Source organism: Pseudomonas sp. ICMP22404, from assembly GCF_006227205.1.
Taxonomy (GTDB): domain Bacteria; phylum Pseudomonadota; class Gammaproteobacteria; order Pseudomonadales; family Pseudomonadaceae; genus Aquipseudomonas.
In genome coordinates, this window is sequence record NZ_VCNG01000003.1 from 104,669 (window position 1) to 122,320 (window position 17,652).

The window sequence follows — 17,652 nt, forward strand, 5'->3', positions numbered from 1 at the left end:
CGGAAACCACCACCTATTCGACGTGGGTGTCCATGGACCGTGACCAGGGTTTCGTGCCGGGCATCGGCCGGCCGTTGGACAATACCCGGGTGTACCTGCTCGACGCCCATCGTCAGTTGGTGCCCTTGGGGGTCACCGGCGAAATCTACATCGGTGGCGCCGGGGTGGCGCGTGGTTACCTGAATCGACCGGCGTTGACTGAGGAGCGTTTCGTCCAGGACCCGTTCGCCAGCGAAGCCGGTGCGCGAATGTACCGCACCGGCGACCTCGGTCGATGGACGCCCGACGGACAGTTGTTGTACCTGGGCCGCAACGATTTCCAGGTCAAGGTGCGTGGCTATCGCATCGAGTTGGGCGAAATCGAAAGCACCCTGAGCCGGGTGCCGGGCGTGCAGCACGCGGTGGTCATTGCCCGCCAGGACGTGCCAGGCGACCCGCGCCTGGTAGCGTACTGGGTGATGCAGCCCGAGTCCCCGGTGAGCGAGGCGCAATTGCGCGATGCCCTGGCCACGGCGCTGCCCGAATACATGCAACCCAGTGCTTATGTGACCTTGCCGGCGCTGCCCCTGACCCCCAATGGCAAACTCGATCGCAGTGCCTTGCCGGCCCCGGATCAGGTTGTCGACGGCCACTTCGAAGCGCCCCAGGGCCCATTGGAAACCCAACTGGCGGCGATCTGGGGCCGGCTGCTGGGCTTGGCGCAGGTCAGCCGCCAGGCGCATTTCTTCCAATCCGGGGGGCATTCGCTGCTGGCCGTGCAACTGGTTTCCCAACTGCGCCAACAGCTGCGGATCGAGCTGCCCCTGGCCAGCGTCTTCGAGCACCCGATCTTGCAACAACAGGCGCGAGCCATCGAAGCCTTGGCCGCGTCGGGCCACCTTGGCACTGCGCGGATCCCGGTCGGTGCCCGGCTGGCGCCACTGCCGCTGTCGTTCGCCCAGCAACGCCTGTGGTTCATCGCCCACCTGGATGCCCAGGCCAGTGCTGCCTACCACATGGCCGGCGGTCTGCGCCTGCGCGGCGAACTGCACGAGCCGGCGTTGCGCGCCGCGCTGTCGCGCATCGTCGAGCGGCATGAAGCCCTGCGCACCCGGTTCGTGACCGAAGGCGGCGAGCCCTACCAAGTCATCGACCCGCCAGCGGATTTCGCCCTGCGCAGCGTCGACCTGCGGGACCAGCCACCCGCGGTGTTTCAGGCTCACTGCGTCGAAGCCGCCGAAGCACCTTTCGACTTGGCACGTGGTCCGCTGATCCGTGGCTGTCTGTTGCGCCTGGCCGACCAGGAGCATGTGCTGCTGGTGACCTTGCATCATATCGTCGGCGACGCCTGGTCGCTGGCCGTGCTCATCCGTGAGCTGAGCGAACTCTACCGAGCGTTCATCCAGGACCGCACCGATCCCCTGCCGCCACTGGCCATCCAGTACCCCGACTACGCGCTGTGGCAGCGCTCTCCCCGTCAGGTCCAACGGGTCACCGAACAATTGGCCTACTGGCGCGTGCAACTCGCCGATGCCCCGCCGTTGCTGCAATTGGCGCTGGACCGGCCGCGCCCGGCGCAGCAGGATTTCACCGGTGCCAGTCTCGAAGTGAGCATGGAGGCCGCATTGGTGCAGGCCCTCAGGCAACTTAGCGAGCGCCATGGCAACACCCTGTTCATGACCGTGCTGGCTGCCTGGTCGGTGGTCCTGGCGCGCCTGTCCGGGCAGGATGACCTGGTGATCGGCTCGGTACTGGCCAACCGCACCCGCGCCGAAATCGAGCCGCTGATCGGCTTCTTCGTCAACACCCAGGCTCTGCGCGTGCGGTTTGTCGATGTCGAACGAGTGGACCAGCTACTGGGCCAAGTGCGGCGCACCGCCCTGGACGCCCAGGCGCACCAGGACGTCGCCTTCGAGCAGTTGGTGGAGGCTCTGAATCCGCCGCGTTCGCTGGCCCACAGCCCGATCTTCCAAGTCATGTTCGCCTGGCAGAACGCGCCGCAGCCGAGCCTTGAACTGGGCGCCCTGGAGCTGACGCCGCTGGCCACCGCCGAAGACAGCGCCAAGTTCGACTTGACCCTGAACCTGCACGAACGCGACGGCATGATCGCCGGCCGCCTGACCTATGCCACCGCCCTGTTCGACGCTGCCACCGTGCAACGTCATTGGCAGGCGCTGTGCACCACCTTGCAAGCCATGGTCAACGATGACCGGCAGACGCTCGATGGGCTGTCGATCCTCGGTGAAGACGAACGCCACCAGGTGTTGCACGGCTTCAATGACACGGCCCACGACTACCCCGCCGACGAGCCGTTGCACAGCCTCTTCGAGGCCCAGGCTCGTCGCCGGCCCGAAGCCACGGCAATCCAGGACGACGCCGGCGCCATGAGTTACCGCCAGCTCGACCAGCGCGCCGAGCAACTGGCTCACTGGCTGGCCGCCCAAGGCATTGGCGAAGGTGCCCGGGTGGCGCTGTGCCTGGAGCGTGGCCCGCGCCTGATCACGGCAATTCTGGCAATCCTGAAAAATGGCGCGACCTACGTGCCCATCGACACCGCCATCCCGGCGCAGCGCCAACGCGCCTTGCTCGAGGATTGCGCCAGCGCCTGGTTGCTCGTTGACGAATGGCCGGAAGCGCCGCTGGACGCTGCCATGGCGTGCCGAGTGCTGGTGCCGTGGGACTCGGACCTGTCCCTGGACGATGACGCGCCCCAGCGTCAGGTCAACGCGGCGCCGGCGAATGCCCCTGCCTACATCATGTACACCTCCGGCTCCACTGGCGTGCCCAAAGGCGTGCAAGTGCCTCACCGAGCAGTCACTCGGCTGGTGCGCAACAACGGCTTTGCCGACTTCAGCGCTCAGGACCGCATCGCCCTGGCCGCCAATCCGGCCTTCGATGCCAGCACCCTGGAAATCTGGGGCGCCCTGCTCAATGGTGGCTGCCTGGTGGTCTGCCCGCGCCAGATCGTGCTCGACGCCGAGCGCTTGAATGAATACCTGCTGCGCCACGAAGTCAGCGTGCTGTGGCTCACCGCCGGGTTGTTCCATCAGTTCGCCGACGCTTTGGCCCCGGCCTTCGCCGCCTTGCGCTTGCTGATGGTGGGCGGTGATGTGCTCGACCCGCGCTGCATCGAACGGGTGCTGCGCCGATCGCCCCCCGGACAATTGCTCAATGGCTATGGCCCCACCGAAAGCACCACCTTCGCCACCACCCATCGCATCACCCTTGAGGATGCACTGGCGGGCGACATTCCCATCGGTCGGCCCATCGGCAATACCCAGGTCTACGTCCTCGACGAGCAGCGCCAGGCAGTGCCCATCGGCGTCGCTGGCGAGCTGTACATCGGTGGCGACGGGCTGGCCCTCGGTTACCTGAATCAGGCGCAATTGAGCGAAGAGCGCTTCGTCGCCAACCCCTTCACCTCTGGAAAACGGCTGTACCGCACCGGTGACCTGGTGCGTTGGCGTGCCGACGGCGTGCTGATGTTCCTCGGACGTAACGACTTGCAGGTCAAGGTTCGCGGCTTTCGCATCGAGCTGGGGGAAATCGAAGCGCAGCTCAAGGCTCTGCCCGGCATCACCGAAGCGGTGGTGCGAGTCGACGCCCAGCAGCGCTTATTGGCCTATTTCAGTGCGACCCAGGCTCAACAGCCCGATGAGCTACGGGCCCGGTTGGCCGCGGTATTGCCCGACTACATGCTGCCGGCGGCCTTTGTGCACGTGGAGGCTTTTAGCCTGACCGCCAACGGCAAGCTGGACCGCCGCGCACTGCCCGAGCCGAGTGAAAATCACTTCGCCCTGCAGCGCTACGAAGCACCGCAAGGCCCCGTAGAACATCGTCTCGCCGAGCTGTGGGCGCAAACCCTCGGCGTGCCGCGGGTGGGACGCCAGGACAACTTCTTTGCCCTGGGCGGGCATTCGCTGCTGGCGGTGCAGTTGGTCGAGCAGCTGCGGGTGGACGGTTGGGCCATCGATGTACGGACGCTGTTCGGCGCCCCTACGGTCGGCGCACTCGCGGCGATCCTGGCTGAACACGGCGAAACGCCGGCAGCCCCCCTTGACGTATCAGCCAGTTCCTTGCCAGCGGGCTGTACCCGGATCACCCCGGACCTGCTGCCCTTGGTGGACCTGACCCAGGCACAGATCGATCGGATCGTTGCCAATGTTGAAGGGGGCGCGGCCAACGTACAGGACATCTACCCCTTGGCCCCGTTGCAGGAAGGCCTGTTTTTTCATTATCTCTTGCAGGATCAGGGCGACACCTACCTGCTGCACACCACCCTGGCGTTTGACCAGGAGACCGGCCTGGACGCGTTCTGCGAAGCCTTGCAACGGGTCATCGCGCGTCACGACATCCTGCGCACCGCCCTGGCCTGGGAAGACCTGGACCAACCGGTGCAGGTGGTCTGGCGCACCGCGCCGCTGCCGGTCGAGGTCCTGCGTATCACCCAGGACGATGCGCTGGCGCAGTTGCAAGCCCATACCGACTCCCGCCAGCGACGCCTGGACATTCGCCAGGCGCCGTTGCTGCGGGTGGTCAAGGCATTCGACGCCGCGCAGCAGCGCTGGCTGTTGCAGGTCTTGCACCATCACCTGGTACTGGACCACACCACCCTGGAGCGCATGGTCGAAGAAATTGTCCTGATTCAACAGGGCCGGGCCAGTGCACTGGGGGAACCGGTGCCGTTCCGCCGCTTCGTCGCGCACGCCCGGCGGAGCCAGGACCGCGTCCGGCAGCAGGCGTTTTTCCAATCGATGCTGGCCGACGTCAGCGAGCCCACGGCCCCGTTCGGCCTGCTCGACGTGCAGAATACCGGCGCCCTTGATGAGGAACGCGCCCTTCTTGAACCGGCGCTGGCAACTGCCCTGCGCCAGGCCGCGCGTCGGCACCGGGTGGGGGTGGCCAGCCTCTTTCACCTGGCCATGGCGCTGGTGTTGGGCAAGGCCACCGGCCGCGCCGATGTGGTGTTCGGCACGGTGTTGCTGGGGCGACTGCAAGGGGTGCAAGGTGCCGACCAGGCATTGGGTGTGTTCATCAATACCCTGCCGCTGCGCATCGGTTTTGCACAGCGTTCGGTGGTCGACAGCCTGCAACACACCCATCAGGCGTTGTCGGCGCTGCTCGAACATGAGCACACGCCATTGGCCTTGGCCCAGCGTTACAGCGGCGTGCCGTCCAGTTCGCCGCTGTTTTGCGCCTTGCTTAATTTCCGCTACAGCCTGGAAGACACCCCGCACCAGCAGGTGGAGGGTATGCGCGTGCTCAGCACCGCCGAGCGCACCAACTATCCCTTCACCTTTTCCGTGGACGACCTGGGCCAGGGCTTCAGCCTGACCGCGCAAGTCGCCGGCACGGTGGGCGCGCAACGGGCCTGGAGCTTCATGCACTGCGCCCTGGTGAGCCTTGTCGAAGCCTTGGATAGCGACCCGCAGCGGCTTGCCCGCTGCCTCGACGTACTGCCGGCGCAAGAACGCCAGCAACTGGCGCGGTTCAACGCCACCCAGCGGGCCCAACCCGAGCGCGCCCTGCTGCACGCGCGCGTCGAAGCCCAGGCGCGTCTTACGCCTGCGGCCGTGGCGGTACGTTGCAAGGGTCGTGAGCTGACCTATGCCCAATTGGAGCGCCAAGCCAATCTACTGGCTCGGCATCTGCAGGCACTCGGCGTCGGCCCCGACCAGCGGGTCGGCATCCATTTGCGCCGCAGCCCCGAACTGATCGTCGCGCTGTTCGCCGTGCTCAAGGCCGGCGGTGCCTATGTTCCGCTAGACCCGGTGTACCCGGCCCAGCGCCTGGCCTACATGCTCGAAGACAGCGCCCCGGTGGCAATCCTGACGATGGGCGATGCGCCGCTGACGCTGCCCCTCGCCAGCGATTGCCAGCGCCTGAACGTCGACGAGGTGCTGCGCGGCAACGACGCACCACAGGGCGTCGCGCCGTTGGGCGCGGGGCTTGAGCCCCATCACCTGGCCTACATGATTTACACGTCCGGTTCCACCGGGCAGCCCAAGGGTGTGATGATCGAGCACCGCAACGCGCGCAACTTCCTTGACTGGGCGCTGCGCAGCTTCAGTGCGCAAACCCTCGAACGCAGCCTGTTCAGCACCTCGATCAACTTCGACCTGTCGGTGTTCGAGTGCTTCGCACCGCTGTCCTGTGGCGGCACCCTGGAACTGGTGGACGATGCCCTCGCCTTGCTCGATCAGCGCCCGGAACTGAGCCTGCTCAACACCGTGCCGTCGGCGCTCGACGCGCTGCTGCGCGCCGATGCCCTGGCGGCTTCGCTGGCGTGCGTCAACCTGGCCGGCGAGGCGTTGCCTCGGGCACTGGTGGAGCGGTTGTTCGCCGATAGCGTCGTGCGCCAGGTCAACAATCTCTACGGCCCGACCGAAACCACGGTCTATTCGACCTGGGTGTCGATGGACCGTGACCGTGGGTTCCTGCCGCACATCGGCCGGCCCATCGACAACACCCAGGTGCATGTCCTCGACGAGGCCCTGCAGCCATTGCCGGTGGGCGTGCCGGGCGAGCTGTACATCGGCGGTGCCGGCGTCGGGCGGGGTTACCATCGTCGCCCGGAACTGACCCAGGAGCGCTTCCTGGCCGACCCGTTCAGCAGCGACCCGACGGCGCGGCTGTACCGCACGGGCGACCTGGGTTTCTGGGATGCCGAGGGTCAACTCCACTACCTGGGACGCAACGACTTCCAGGTCAAGATCCGTGGCTTCCGCATCGAACTGGGGGAAATCGAAGCGGCTTTGCTGGCATTGCCCCAGGTCAGCGCGGCGGCGGTGCTGGCGCTGGCGCGCGAGGGTCGCGAGCCGGCGTTGGTGGCCTACGCCGTGGCGGCCGCCGATCATGGACCGCTGGTCGCGCCGGCCCTGCGCGATGCCCTGGCCGCGGTTTTGCCGAGGCACATGGTACCGGCCCTGATCGTACCGCTGGACAGCCTGCCGCTGACGCCAAACGGCAAACTCGACCGCGCGGCCTTGCCGCCCCCCGGCGAAGACGCTTGGAGTACCCAAGCCTACGAGGCACCGCGTGGCGAACAGGAATGCCTCATGGCCGACATCTGGTGCGACCTCTTGGGCGTGGCCCGGGTGGGTCGACACGATGATTTCTTCGAGCTGGGTGGGCATTCGCTGCTGGCCGTGCAATGGGTTTCGCGGGTGCGCCAGCGCCTGGGCCTGGAACTGCCCCTGGCCGCCCTGTACGCGCACCCGAGCGTGGCCGGACTGGCACCGCTGCTGGCCAACGCGACATGCAGTGTCCTGACCGGCATTCCCGTGTTGCCGCAGGCAGCAGCGCGGCCCTTGTCATTCGCCCAACAGCGGCTCTGGTTCATCGCACGGTTGGATGCCCAGGCCAGCGCCGCCTATCACATCAGCGGTGCCCTGCAATTGGATGGAGAGTTGGACGAAAACGCCCTGCGCAGTGCCCTGACGCGTATCGTCGAGCGCCACGCGGTGCTACGCACGCGGTTCATCGAGCAGGACGGCGAAGTCCATCAGGTCATAGACCCCACGCCACGCTGGGATTATGAACGGGTGGAGCTGGCCGAAGCCGCCGACTTGCAGCCCGCCATGGCCCTCGAAGCCGCTCGGCCCTTCGATCTGAGCGAGGGTCCGCTGCTGCGGGTGTGGTTGGCGCGCCAAGGTGTCCATCGCCACGTACTGCACGTGACCTTGCACCACATCATTGCTGACGGGTGGTCCATCGGCGTGCTGATCGACGAGCTCTCGGTTCTGTACAAAGCTTTCCACGGCAACGCACCCGACTCGCTCGCGCCCCTGGCCATTCAATACGCCGACTACGCCGCCTGGCAACGTGAATGGTTGGCCGGGGAGCGTGGCGCCAGGCAGTTGGCCTATTGGCTCGAACACCTGTGCGAGGCCCCGGAACGGGTCGACCTGCCCACCGACCGCCCGCGGCCGCCGCGCCAGGATTTCGCCGGTGCGCGCCTGGAGGTGGCCCTGGATGAGTCCACCGCTTCGGCGCTTAAGGCGCTGGGGCGGCGCCATGGCACGTCGTTGTACATGACGCTGTTGGCGGCCTGGTCCGTGGTGGTGGCGCGCCTGTCCGGCCAGACGCGGGTGGTGATCGGCACCCCGGTGGCCAACCGCACGCGCAGCGAAGTGGAGCCGCTGATCGGCTTTTTCGTCAACACCCAGGCATTGTGTGTGGACTTGAGCGGCGCACCGGAAGTCGGCCAGTTGCTGGCCCAGGTCCGCGAGCATGCCTTGCAGGCCCAAGCCCACCAGGACGTCCCGTTCGAGCATGTGGTCGAGGCGCTCAACCCGCCGCGCTCTCTGGCTCATACGCCGGTGTTTCAGCTGATGTTCGCCTGGCAGAACGCGCCTCGCAGCAGCCTGGACCTCGACGGTTTGAGCCTCACGCCCCTGGCCGGCGAGCAGGCCACCGCGCCGTTCGATCTTTCCCTGGAACTCTACGAAGCCGAGGGACGGATCGTCGGCGGGCTCAATTACGCCACCGCCCTGTACGACTGCGCCAGCATCAGCCGGCATTGGTCCTATCTGGTCCAGGTGCTGCGTCAGTTCATCGCCGACGATCGCCAGGCGGTCACGCACCTGGCACTGGTCGACGCCGACGAACGCCAGCGCCTGCTGCACCAGCTCAACCCGGCGCCGACGCCATTTCCTGAAGCGGGCTGGGTGCACCGCCCCTTCGAACGTCAAGCGCTGCTGCAGCCTGACGCCATTGCCGTCGAACTGCATGGGCGCGGCTTGAGCTATGGGGAACTGGACCGCCAGGCCAACCACTTGGCCTGGGCAATGATCGACCAGGGTGCAGGGCCCGGCCAACGCGTGGCCATCCACCTGCCCCGTAGCCTGGAAATGGTGCTGGCCCTGGTTGCCACGCTCAAGACCGGGGCGGCCTACGTGCCGCTCGACCCCAGCCAGCCGATTGCCCGTCGGCAAGGCATCCTCGACGATTGCCAGCCCTGCCTGCTGCTGTGGGATGTCGAGCGCGTCGAGGCCTTGCAGACTGGCGAGGGCTGCCGCACGTTGTCCGTCCGCCTCTCGGCCACCGCGACACCAGCCCCCGCCGCACCACCGCTGGGGCAACCGAACCCGGACGATCTGGCGTACGTCATGTACACCTCCGGCTCTACCGGCCTGCCCAAGGGTGTCGCCATGGGGCATCTGGCTCTGAGCAACCTGTTGACCTGGCAGGCTGGCCAGGCGCTGCCCGGTGCCGCGCGCACCCTGCAATTCGCCGCGCTGGGCTTCGACGTGGCCTTCCAGGAAGTGTTCTCCACCCTGGGCAGCGGCGGTACGCTGGTGCTGCTGGAAGAGACCCGGCGCCTGGACCTCGCCGCCCTGCCGCAGTGGCTCTGCGAGACCCGCATCGAGCGCCTGTTCCTGCCGTACATTGCCCTGGCGGCACTGGCCGAGCGCTGGAGCGAAGCGCCGCTGGCATTGCCGGCGCTGCGCGATGTGATCGTTGCCGGCGAAGCCTTGCGCATCACCGCGGCGCTGCGCGCGTTTTTCCTCCGGCATCCCCAGGCGCACCTGCATAACCACTACGGTCCGACCGAAACCCATGTGGTCTGTGCCCATACCTTGGGCGATGATCCCGAGCAATGGGCCGACGTACCGGTGATCGGTCGGCCGATTGCCAACACCCAGGTGTGCCTGCTGGACGCACATGGCCAGTGGGTGCCCCAAGGGGCCGTGGGTGAGCTGCATGTGAAGGGCCTGGCCCTGGCCCAAGGCTACCTGAATCGACCGGACCTGACCGCCGAGCGCTTCATTGAATACCCCTTAGACCCACGCTCCGAAGCACGCCTGTACAAAACCGGCGACCTGGCGCGCTGGACCGCCGAGGGGACCTTGCAATACCTGGGACGCAACGACTCGCAGGTCAAGATCCGCGGTTATCGGGTCGAGCTGGCCGAGGTGGAGAGTCGCCTCGATCAAGTGCCCGGCATTCGCGAGTCGGTGGTCGTCGTGCAACCGGGCGAACATGGGGAGCCCCGCCTGGTGGCCTATTTCAGCGCCGCCCAAGCGCTGTCACCATTGGCGTTGCGCAGCCAGTTGAGCGAACGCCTGCCGGAGTACATGCTGCCAAGCGCCTTCGTGCAACTGGCGAGCCTGCCGCTGACCGGCAATGGCAAGGTCGATCGCCTGCGCCTGCCGGCCCCAACGCCCGAGTCATTCGCCCAGACGCCTTACAGCGCGCCGCGAGGCGAATTGGAAGCCAGTCTGGCGGCGATCTGGAGTGAACTGCTTGGCGTCGAGTCGATTGGCCGGGAGGATGACTTTTTCGCCCTCGGCGGGCATTCGCTGCTGGCGTTGCGTTTGCTCGCCCAGGTCCGCCATCGGTTGGGTCTGGAAGTGCCGCTTTCGGCGGTCTTCGCCCAGCCGCGCCTGCACGCCTTGGCCACGCTGCTTGGCGGCTCCGTCCACAACCGCCAGGAACCGTTGCCGGAGGCTGATCGCAGTCAACCGCTACCGCTGTCGTTCGCCCAGCAAAACCTGTGGTTGATCCAGCAGCTCAATCCGGATTCGACAGCGGCCTTCAACATGCCGGCCGGTTTGCGCTTGCGTGGCCAATTGAATGAAAACGCCCTGCGTCGGGCCCTTGACCGCATCGTGGCGCGCCATGAAAGCCTGCGCACGCGCTTCGTCAGCCTGGCCGGACATGCGCGACAGGTCATCGACCCGCCCGCTGCCTTGCCGCTGGTCAGCCTGGACCTGAGTACCGCCGGCGCGACGGATTGGCAGGCCGATTGCGCCGAAGAAGCCGACCGGCCCTTCGACCTCACCTGTCAATGGCCGGTCCGTGCCCGCCTGCTGCGCCTGAGCACTGATGACCACATCCTGCTGGTAACCGTGCACCATCTGGTCTCGGACGGCTGGTCCATGGGGGTGCTCACCGACGAATTCTCCCGCCTCTACCAGGCCTTCAGCCAGGGCCGGGACGATCCATTGCCGGCGCTGGCGCGCCAGTACGGCGACTACACCCTGTGGCAACGCCACTGGCTGCAAGGCGATGAACTGCAGCGCCAGCGTGCCTACTGGACTGCACACCTGGGCGCCGCACCGAGCTGCGTCACCCTACCCACCGACCGGCCACGTCCGCCGCGGCTGGATTACGCGGGGGCCAGCTTGCCAGTGCATATCGACGCAGAACTGACCCGGGGTCTCAAAACCTTGAGCCAGCGCCATGGCGTCACCTTGTACATGACCTTGCTGGCCGCCTGGTCCGTGGTGGTCAGTCGCCTCTCGGGCCAAGCCCAGGTGGTCATCGGCTCACCCGTCGCCAACCGTGCCCGGGTCGAGCTGGAACCACTGATTGGCTTCTTCGTCAACTTCCAGGCCCTGTGCATCGACCTGGACGAAGGGCCGCGGGTCGACGCACTGCTGGCCCAGGTCAGGGCGCTCGCCCTCGCCGCCCAGGACCATCAGGACTTGCCCTTCGAGCAGGTCATCGAAGCCCTCAACCCACCGCGGTCGCAGGCCCATAACGCAGTGTTCCAATTGATGCTGGCCTGGCAGAACGCGCCCCGTGGGGAGCTTGACCTGGGCAACGGCTTGCAGCTGGAAAGCGTGGGCGCACCCGTGACCACGGCCAAGTTCGACCTGGCGCTGGACGTCCATGAGGCCGAGGGCGTGATCCAGGGCGGTTTCAATTACGCCACTGCGCTATTCGATGCCGCTACCGTGGCGCGCCATTGGCATGCGCTGTTGGCGGTGCTGCGGGCCATGGTCGCCGACGATCGACAGACCGTGACCAGCATCGACTTGCTCAGCCGGACCGAACGCCAAAAGTTGCTCGACGGTTTCAACCCGGTCGTCCGCGTAGAGCCGGCGACGGGCGAACGCCTGCACCAGCGTTTCGAGGCCCAGGCGGCGCGCCGAGGCGATGCCATTGCACTCCAATACGGCACGCAGACCCTCAGTTATCGGGCGCTCAACCAGCGCGCCAACCGCCTGGCTCATCGCCTGCGGGAGCTGGGTGTCGGCCCGGACATCCGTGTGGCGATCCACGCCGAGCGCGGCTTGGACATGCTCGTTGGCATCCTGGCCAGTCTCAAGGCCGGCGGCGCCTATGTGCCGCTGGACCCGGTCTATCCCGCACAACGCTTGAACTTCATCCTTGGCGACAGCAGCCCCCGGGTGGTGCTGACCCTCGGGGCACTACCGCCAGCGCTGCAGGTGCCTGCCGCCTGCACGGTGCTGTCCCTGGACCCGCACCGCGGCAACTGGAGCGAGCAGCCCGGGACAGACCTGCCCGCCGATCCCCAGGCCAGCGATGCCGACCTGGCATACATCATCTACACCTCCGGTTCCACCGGCGTGCCCAAGGGCGTGATGATTGAACACCGCGCGGTACTGCGACTGTTCAGTGCTACCGAAGGCTGGTTCGGCTTCAACGAACGGGACGTCTGGACGCTGTTCCATTCGTTCGCGTTCGACTTCTCGGTCTGGGAAATCTGGGGCGCGCTGCTGCATGGCGGCCGGCTGGTGGTGGTGCCGTACTTGACCTCACGCAGTCCGCAGGACTTCTACGACCTGTTGGTAGACGCTGGCGTCACGGTCCTCAACCAGACCCCTAGCGCCTTCTATGCCTGGATGAAGCAGACCCGCGCCGAGCCCCATCGCCTGCGCTGCATCGTGTTCGGTGGGGAAGCACTCGACGGCGCCGCGCTGCGGCCCTGGTTCGCGCGGCCGGACAGTCACCGTACACAACTGGTGAATATGTACGGCATCACCGAGACCACGGTGCACGTCACCTATCAACCGATTGAAGCCGCCGACTGCGACGCCGACACCGGACTGGTGCCCATCGGCCGGCCGATCCCGGACCTGCGGATCTATTTGCTCGATGAGCATGGCGAGCTGGTGCCCCAAGGCGTGGTCGGCGAGATCCACGTTGCCGGGCCCGGCCTTGCCCGGGGTTACCTGAACCGACCGGCCCTGGATGCCGAACGCTTCCAGCCTGCGCGGTTCGCCGGAAGTCGCGGAGAGCGGCTCTACAAGACCGGCGACCTGGCCCGCTGGACCGCCGACGGCCGGTTGCAGTACCTGGGCCGTAACGACCAGCAGGTCAAAGTGCGCGGCTTTCGCATCGAGCTGGGGGAAATCGAAGCGCGCCTGGCGGCGCTGGACGGCGTGCGCTCAGCCGTGGTGCTGGCGCGCCAGGACGAGCCGGGTGATCCGCGCCTGGTCGCTTACCTGCTGGCCGAGCCGGGTGGCGACCTGGCACCGGGTGCGCTGCGCGCGGCCCTGGCCGAACAGCTGCCAGCGCACATGCTGCCCGGCGCCTATGTCCAGTTGCAAGAATGGCCGCTGACTGCCAACGGCAAACTTGATCGACGTGCCTTACCAGCGCCAGACCACCAGGCTCTGCAACAACGCCCCTACACACCACCCCGCGGCGCCACGGAAACCCGTCTGGCGCAACTGTGGTCGCAATTGCTGGGAGTCGAGCAGGTCGGCCGCGAAGACAACTTCTTTGCCCTCGGCGGGCATTCATTGCTGTTGGTGCAACTGCTCGACGGTCTACGCGCGCAAGGCCTGGACGTCACCGTTGGGGCGCTTTTCAACGCCGAGGACCTGGAGGCACTGGCCAGTCAGGTGGTGACGCGGGACGCCGCTGGCCCCCAGGGCCTGCTATGTATTCGTCCGGGCAGCGGCCGCCAGCCGCCGCTGTTCTTCATCCACGAAGGCACCGGCGAAGCGCTGCCCTATGAACGGTTGGCCCGCCACCTGGACCCGGAGCTTGGTCTCTACGCCGTGCAGGCCGCAGCCGAGCTGGAAGACGGTGTCGACAACCCGACCCTCGCCAAGCGCTACATCACGCTGTTGCGCGCTGTTCAGCCCGACGGTCCTTATCGGCTGGCGGGCTGGTCGGCCGGCGGTGTGCTGGCCTATGAAATGGCGCGGCAACTGCTGGGCGAGGACGAGCAGGTGGCGTTCCTCGGGCTGATCGACAGCAGCCAGCCAGGGGCGCTGCGGGCGCCGGTGTTGCCCTTCAGCCTCGGCGAAAGCGATCTGCGCGAGCAGTTGCTTGGCTATCTGGCCACCCAGCAGGTCGATGAGGACCAGCAGGTGCCATGGCACAGCGGCCTGGACCTCGACGCCGTGCTCGCCACGGCGCGCACCCGCGGTTGGTTGCCGCCCGCCTTCGATCGCCCGGCACTGATCCGCCGGGCGCGCTTGAACCTGACCTTGCGCAACGCCATGGTTCGCTACCGACCGGCGCCACTGGGCTTGCCGGTGCATCTGTTCAGTGCGGTTTTGGCGCGTCCCGAGTTGATCGGCACCCGCGACCTGGGCGCCGACTGGCGAGCGCTGCTGGGCCCGGACTTGGTGGAACAGCGGGTCGCCGGCGATCACTGGTCGATCATGCGCGATCCGACGCATCTGCAAGGCCTGGCGGCTGCCCTGGAGCGGGCACTGGCACAGAGCGAGGCGCATCCGCTTCAATCTGCCGCCAGCCGTGCCAGCCTGACGTTGCAAACCGGCTCGCCCACTGCGCCCTGCTTGTTCATGGTGCCGGGCGCAGGCGCCAACGTGAGCAGTTTCGTGCCTTTGGTGCGCCAGCTGGATGCACGGTTGACGGTGATCGGGCTGCAAGCCCGTGGCCTCGATGGCCGTAGCGAACCCCATGGGTCGGTGCAAGCGGCGGCCCGCGCCTACGTGCGGGAAATCCGAGCCCAGGTGCCACAGGGGCCCTACTACCTGCTGGGACATTCGTTCGGCGGCTGGCTGGCCTTTGAAATCGCCCGCCAGTTGCAGGCGAGCGGTGCGCAGGTGGCACCGCTGTTGCTGATCGACAGCCGTGTACCGGGCAAGCGCATGGCCCGCGATGCCCGCGAGGCCTTGGGGCGTTACGTGGCGTTGCTGGAACTCGACGCCGGATGCAGCCTGGAGCTTGATCTGGACACCCTGGCGAATCAGGAGCCGGAAGAACAATGCGCCACGTTGCTGGAGCGCATGCAGGCTGTCGGCTTGATGCCGGCACAGGCCAGAGCCACGTCACTGCGCGGCCCGCTGCGGGTGTTCCAGGCCAACCTGGCGACCGACTACCAGCCGACACCAGCCTACCCGGGCCCCGTCGTACTGCTGCAAGCCGAGCATGGCCGCCGACCACCACCGCCAGTCGAACAGCACTGGAGTGCCGTTGCCCTGGACTGCCAACAGTGCGTGATCGCCGACTGCGACCACCTGTCGATCCTCAAGGCACGATCGGCCCCCACCCTGGCCGCTCACCTACGCCACCATTGGCCCGCGCTAGAGGCGCCGTTATCCCATGAAGATTGATGCAGGCTCAGATACATCGTTTCCCCGCAACACGCGCGCGACTGCTCGCGAAGCGGGCACTGAGTCGCCATTTATGTCGACTGCCCCATCGCCATCGCGAGCAGGCTCGCTCCCACAAGCGGCGCGGGAGATCCGGCCCTGGCTGTGGGCCTGGCTCGGCCAGGTCGCGTCGACTATGGGATCGGCCCTGGCGGCTTTCAGCCTGGGCATCTGGTTGTTGCAGCAACACGCCAGTGTCACCGATTACGCCTGGGTCATCGCCTTGTCGGCGTTGCCCGGCCTGCTCCTGGCGCCATTGGCCGGCTGGCTGGTGGACCGTTGCGAGGCACGGGCGATTTTGCTCGGTGTCGAATGCTGCAGCGGCCTCGCCGCGCTGGTGCTGTGGTGGCTGTTCGACCAAGGCGCGTTGGATCACAGCCAGGTGTATGCCTTCGCGGCGGTCAACTCCAGTGCCCAGGTGCTGCGCATGCTGGTCTGCCAGGCGGCGATCCCGCGCTTGCTGCACAGCCCTCGCGCCATCGGACGGGCCAACGGCTTGATGCAACTGATGGTCGGCTTGCCGCAACTGCTCGCGCCGACCCTGGCGGCACTACTGCTGGGTGCTGTCGGTGTTTCCGGGGTGCTGTGGCTGGACGTGGGCGCGGTGCTGTTTTCTGCGGGCATCCTGATATGGCTGGCGGTAGTCGCTTCGGCGCTACGCATCAGTGGCACGGGCCGCGTCGCGTCCACCGACGGCGTGCCGACTGCACTGGCGGTGCTGCGCGCCCGCCCGGCGCTGTGGGCATTGTTGGCCTACCTGGCGTTGGAACACCTGATGCTCGGCCTGGCCTCGGCGCTGATGTCACCTCTGGTGATGGAGCGCCATTCGGTGCTGGTGCTGGGCACTGTGATGACCTGTGGCGGCCTGGGCATGCTCGCCGGCTCGTTGTGGGTGGTGGCCAGGCCACCGGCGCGGCTGATCCGTACCGTATTGCTCGCGGACCTGTTGCTGGGGGCCAGCGTGCTAGGTATTGGCATCAGTGACTCGCCGGTGCTGCTGTACGCAGCGGCTTTCGTCGCGTTTGGCTGCTTCTCGCTGAGCACCAGCAGCGACCAGAGCTTCTGGCAACGCAGCCTGCCTGCCGAAGTGCTGGGGCGCGTCCTGTCGACGCGGCAGATGGTTTGCCTGCTGGCAATGCCGATTGGTGCACTGGGCGCCGGGACCCTGGCGGACGGTTGGGCGATCCCGCTGTTGAGCGCTCCCGGTGATTGGCAGGACGCGCTCGCCCCGCTGCTGGGCAGCGGCAAGATCGGCGGCTTGAGTTTGCTGTTTGCCATCGCCGGGCTTTTGTATGTGCTACTGGCCTGTCTCGGTCTGCTCATCACGCCGCTACGGCGGCTGGCACCAGGATGGACGCCTGCGCTTGCGCCGTTTGCGCCCGACGCGGGACCTTGTTGAATCTGCCAACCCTGGCCTCGCAAGGAAACGGCATGATCGAACCGGTGTGCTTTACGACATATTCGAAAATACGTATATTCGATTTTCCATATGTAAAAAGGTTGTGACCGCCCCGATCAAAGTCCTGTTCGAACCTGGTCAGCATCGTGCCCCATTGGGGCATCGGTGCGCGTAACGATCAACCGGAGCAGTGCCTGGGTGGTGTCGCCTCAGGAGTTTATATGCAGGATTCACTGCCGAACGTACAGGCCGATCTCATCGACATTCCCACCCTGGAGCAACTGACGCCACGCACGCCCTCAGTTCACAAGCCTCGAATCCTCCTTCTCTATGGATCGACACGAGAGCGTTCCTTCAGCCGGTTGGTGACTCAGGAAGCCGCAAGCCTTCTGGATGAGTTTGGCGCCGAAACTCGAATCTTCGATCCATCCGGCCTACCCCTACCGGATGATGCGCCCGACAGCCACCCCAAAGTCCTGGAACTGCGCGAACTGATGCAATGGTCGGAAGGCCAGGTTTGGTGCTCTCCTGAGCGGCACGGCTCCATGAGTGCGGTATTCAAGGCACAGATTGACTGGGTGCCTTTGGCGATGGGGGCTGTGCGCCCTACGCAGGGGAAGACGTTGGCAGTGATGCAAGTGTGTGGTGGTTCGCAATCTTTCAACGTGGTCAATCAGTTACGGGTACTCGGTCGTTGGATGCGCATGTTCACCATCCCGAATCAGTCCTCGGTGCCGAAGGCCTTTACCGAGTTCGATGATGCAGGCCGCATGAAACCGTCCTCGTACTACGACCGGCTGGTTGACGTAATGGAAGAGCTGATGAAGTTCACATTGCTGTTGCGAGACCGCCAGGACTACCTGGTCGATCGTTATTCGGAGCGCAAGGAATCCGCGGTGGAACTCTCCAAGCGAGTCAACCAGCGATCTATTTGAAGTCTCGGCT

3 protein-coding genes (1 of these 3 running past the window's edge) are annotated in these 17,652 nt (G+C 66.3%); all 3 read left to right on the top strand.

Features of this window, described 5'->3' with window-relative positions; genetic code table 11:
• Window positions 1-15,269 carry the 3' portion of a non-ribosomal peptide synthetase gene (locus tag FGE05_RS06520; RefSeq protein WP_139642737.1) on the top strand. The gene continues 2,530 nt to the left of window position 1, outside the view, so only the last 15,269 of its 17,799 coding nucleotides appear in the window; its start codon lies beyond the left edge, outside the window; it ends in the stop codon at window positions 15,267-15,269.
• Between the two features lie 73 nt (window positions 15,270-15,342).
• On the top strand, window positions 15,343-16,707 hold the full coding sequence (locus FGE05_RS06525) for an MFS transporter (RefSeq protein WP_176562984.1): 1,365 nt from the start codon (window positions 15,343-15,345) through the stop codon (window positions 16,705-16,707).
• 221 nt (window positions 16,708-16,928) lie between these two features.
• Window positions 16,929-17,642: an arsenical resistance protein ArsH gene (gene arsH, locus FGE05_RS06530; protein ID WP_139642744.1), complete on the top strand. Its 714-nt coding sequence runs from the start codon at window positions 16,929-16,931 to the stop codon at window positions 17,640-17,642.
• The last annotated feature ends 10 nt before the right edge of the window (window positions 17,643-17,652 follow it).

What these genes read in the sequence shown, in the direction of transcription:
- FGE05_RS06525 (WP_176562984.1), top strand. Translation starts at nt 15,343, where the DNA reads ATGTCGACTGCCCCATCGCCATCGCGAGCAGGCTCGCTCCCACAAGCG.
- arsH (WP_139642744.1), top strand. Translation starts at nt 16,929, where the DNA reads ATGCAGGATTCACTGCCGAACGTACAGGCCGATCTCATCGACATTCCC.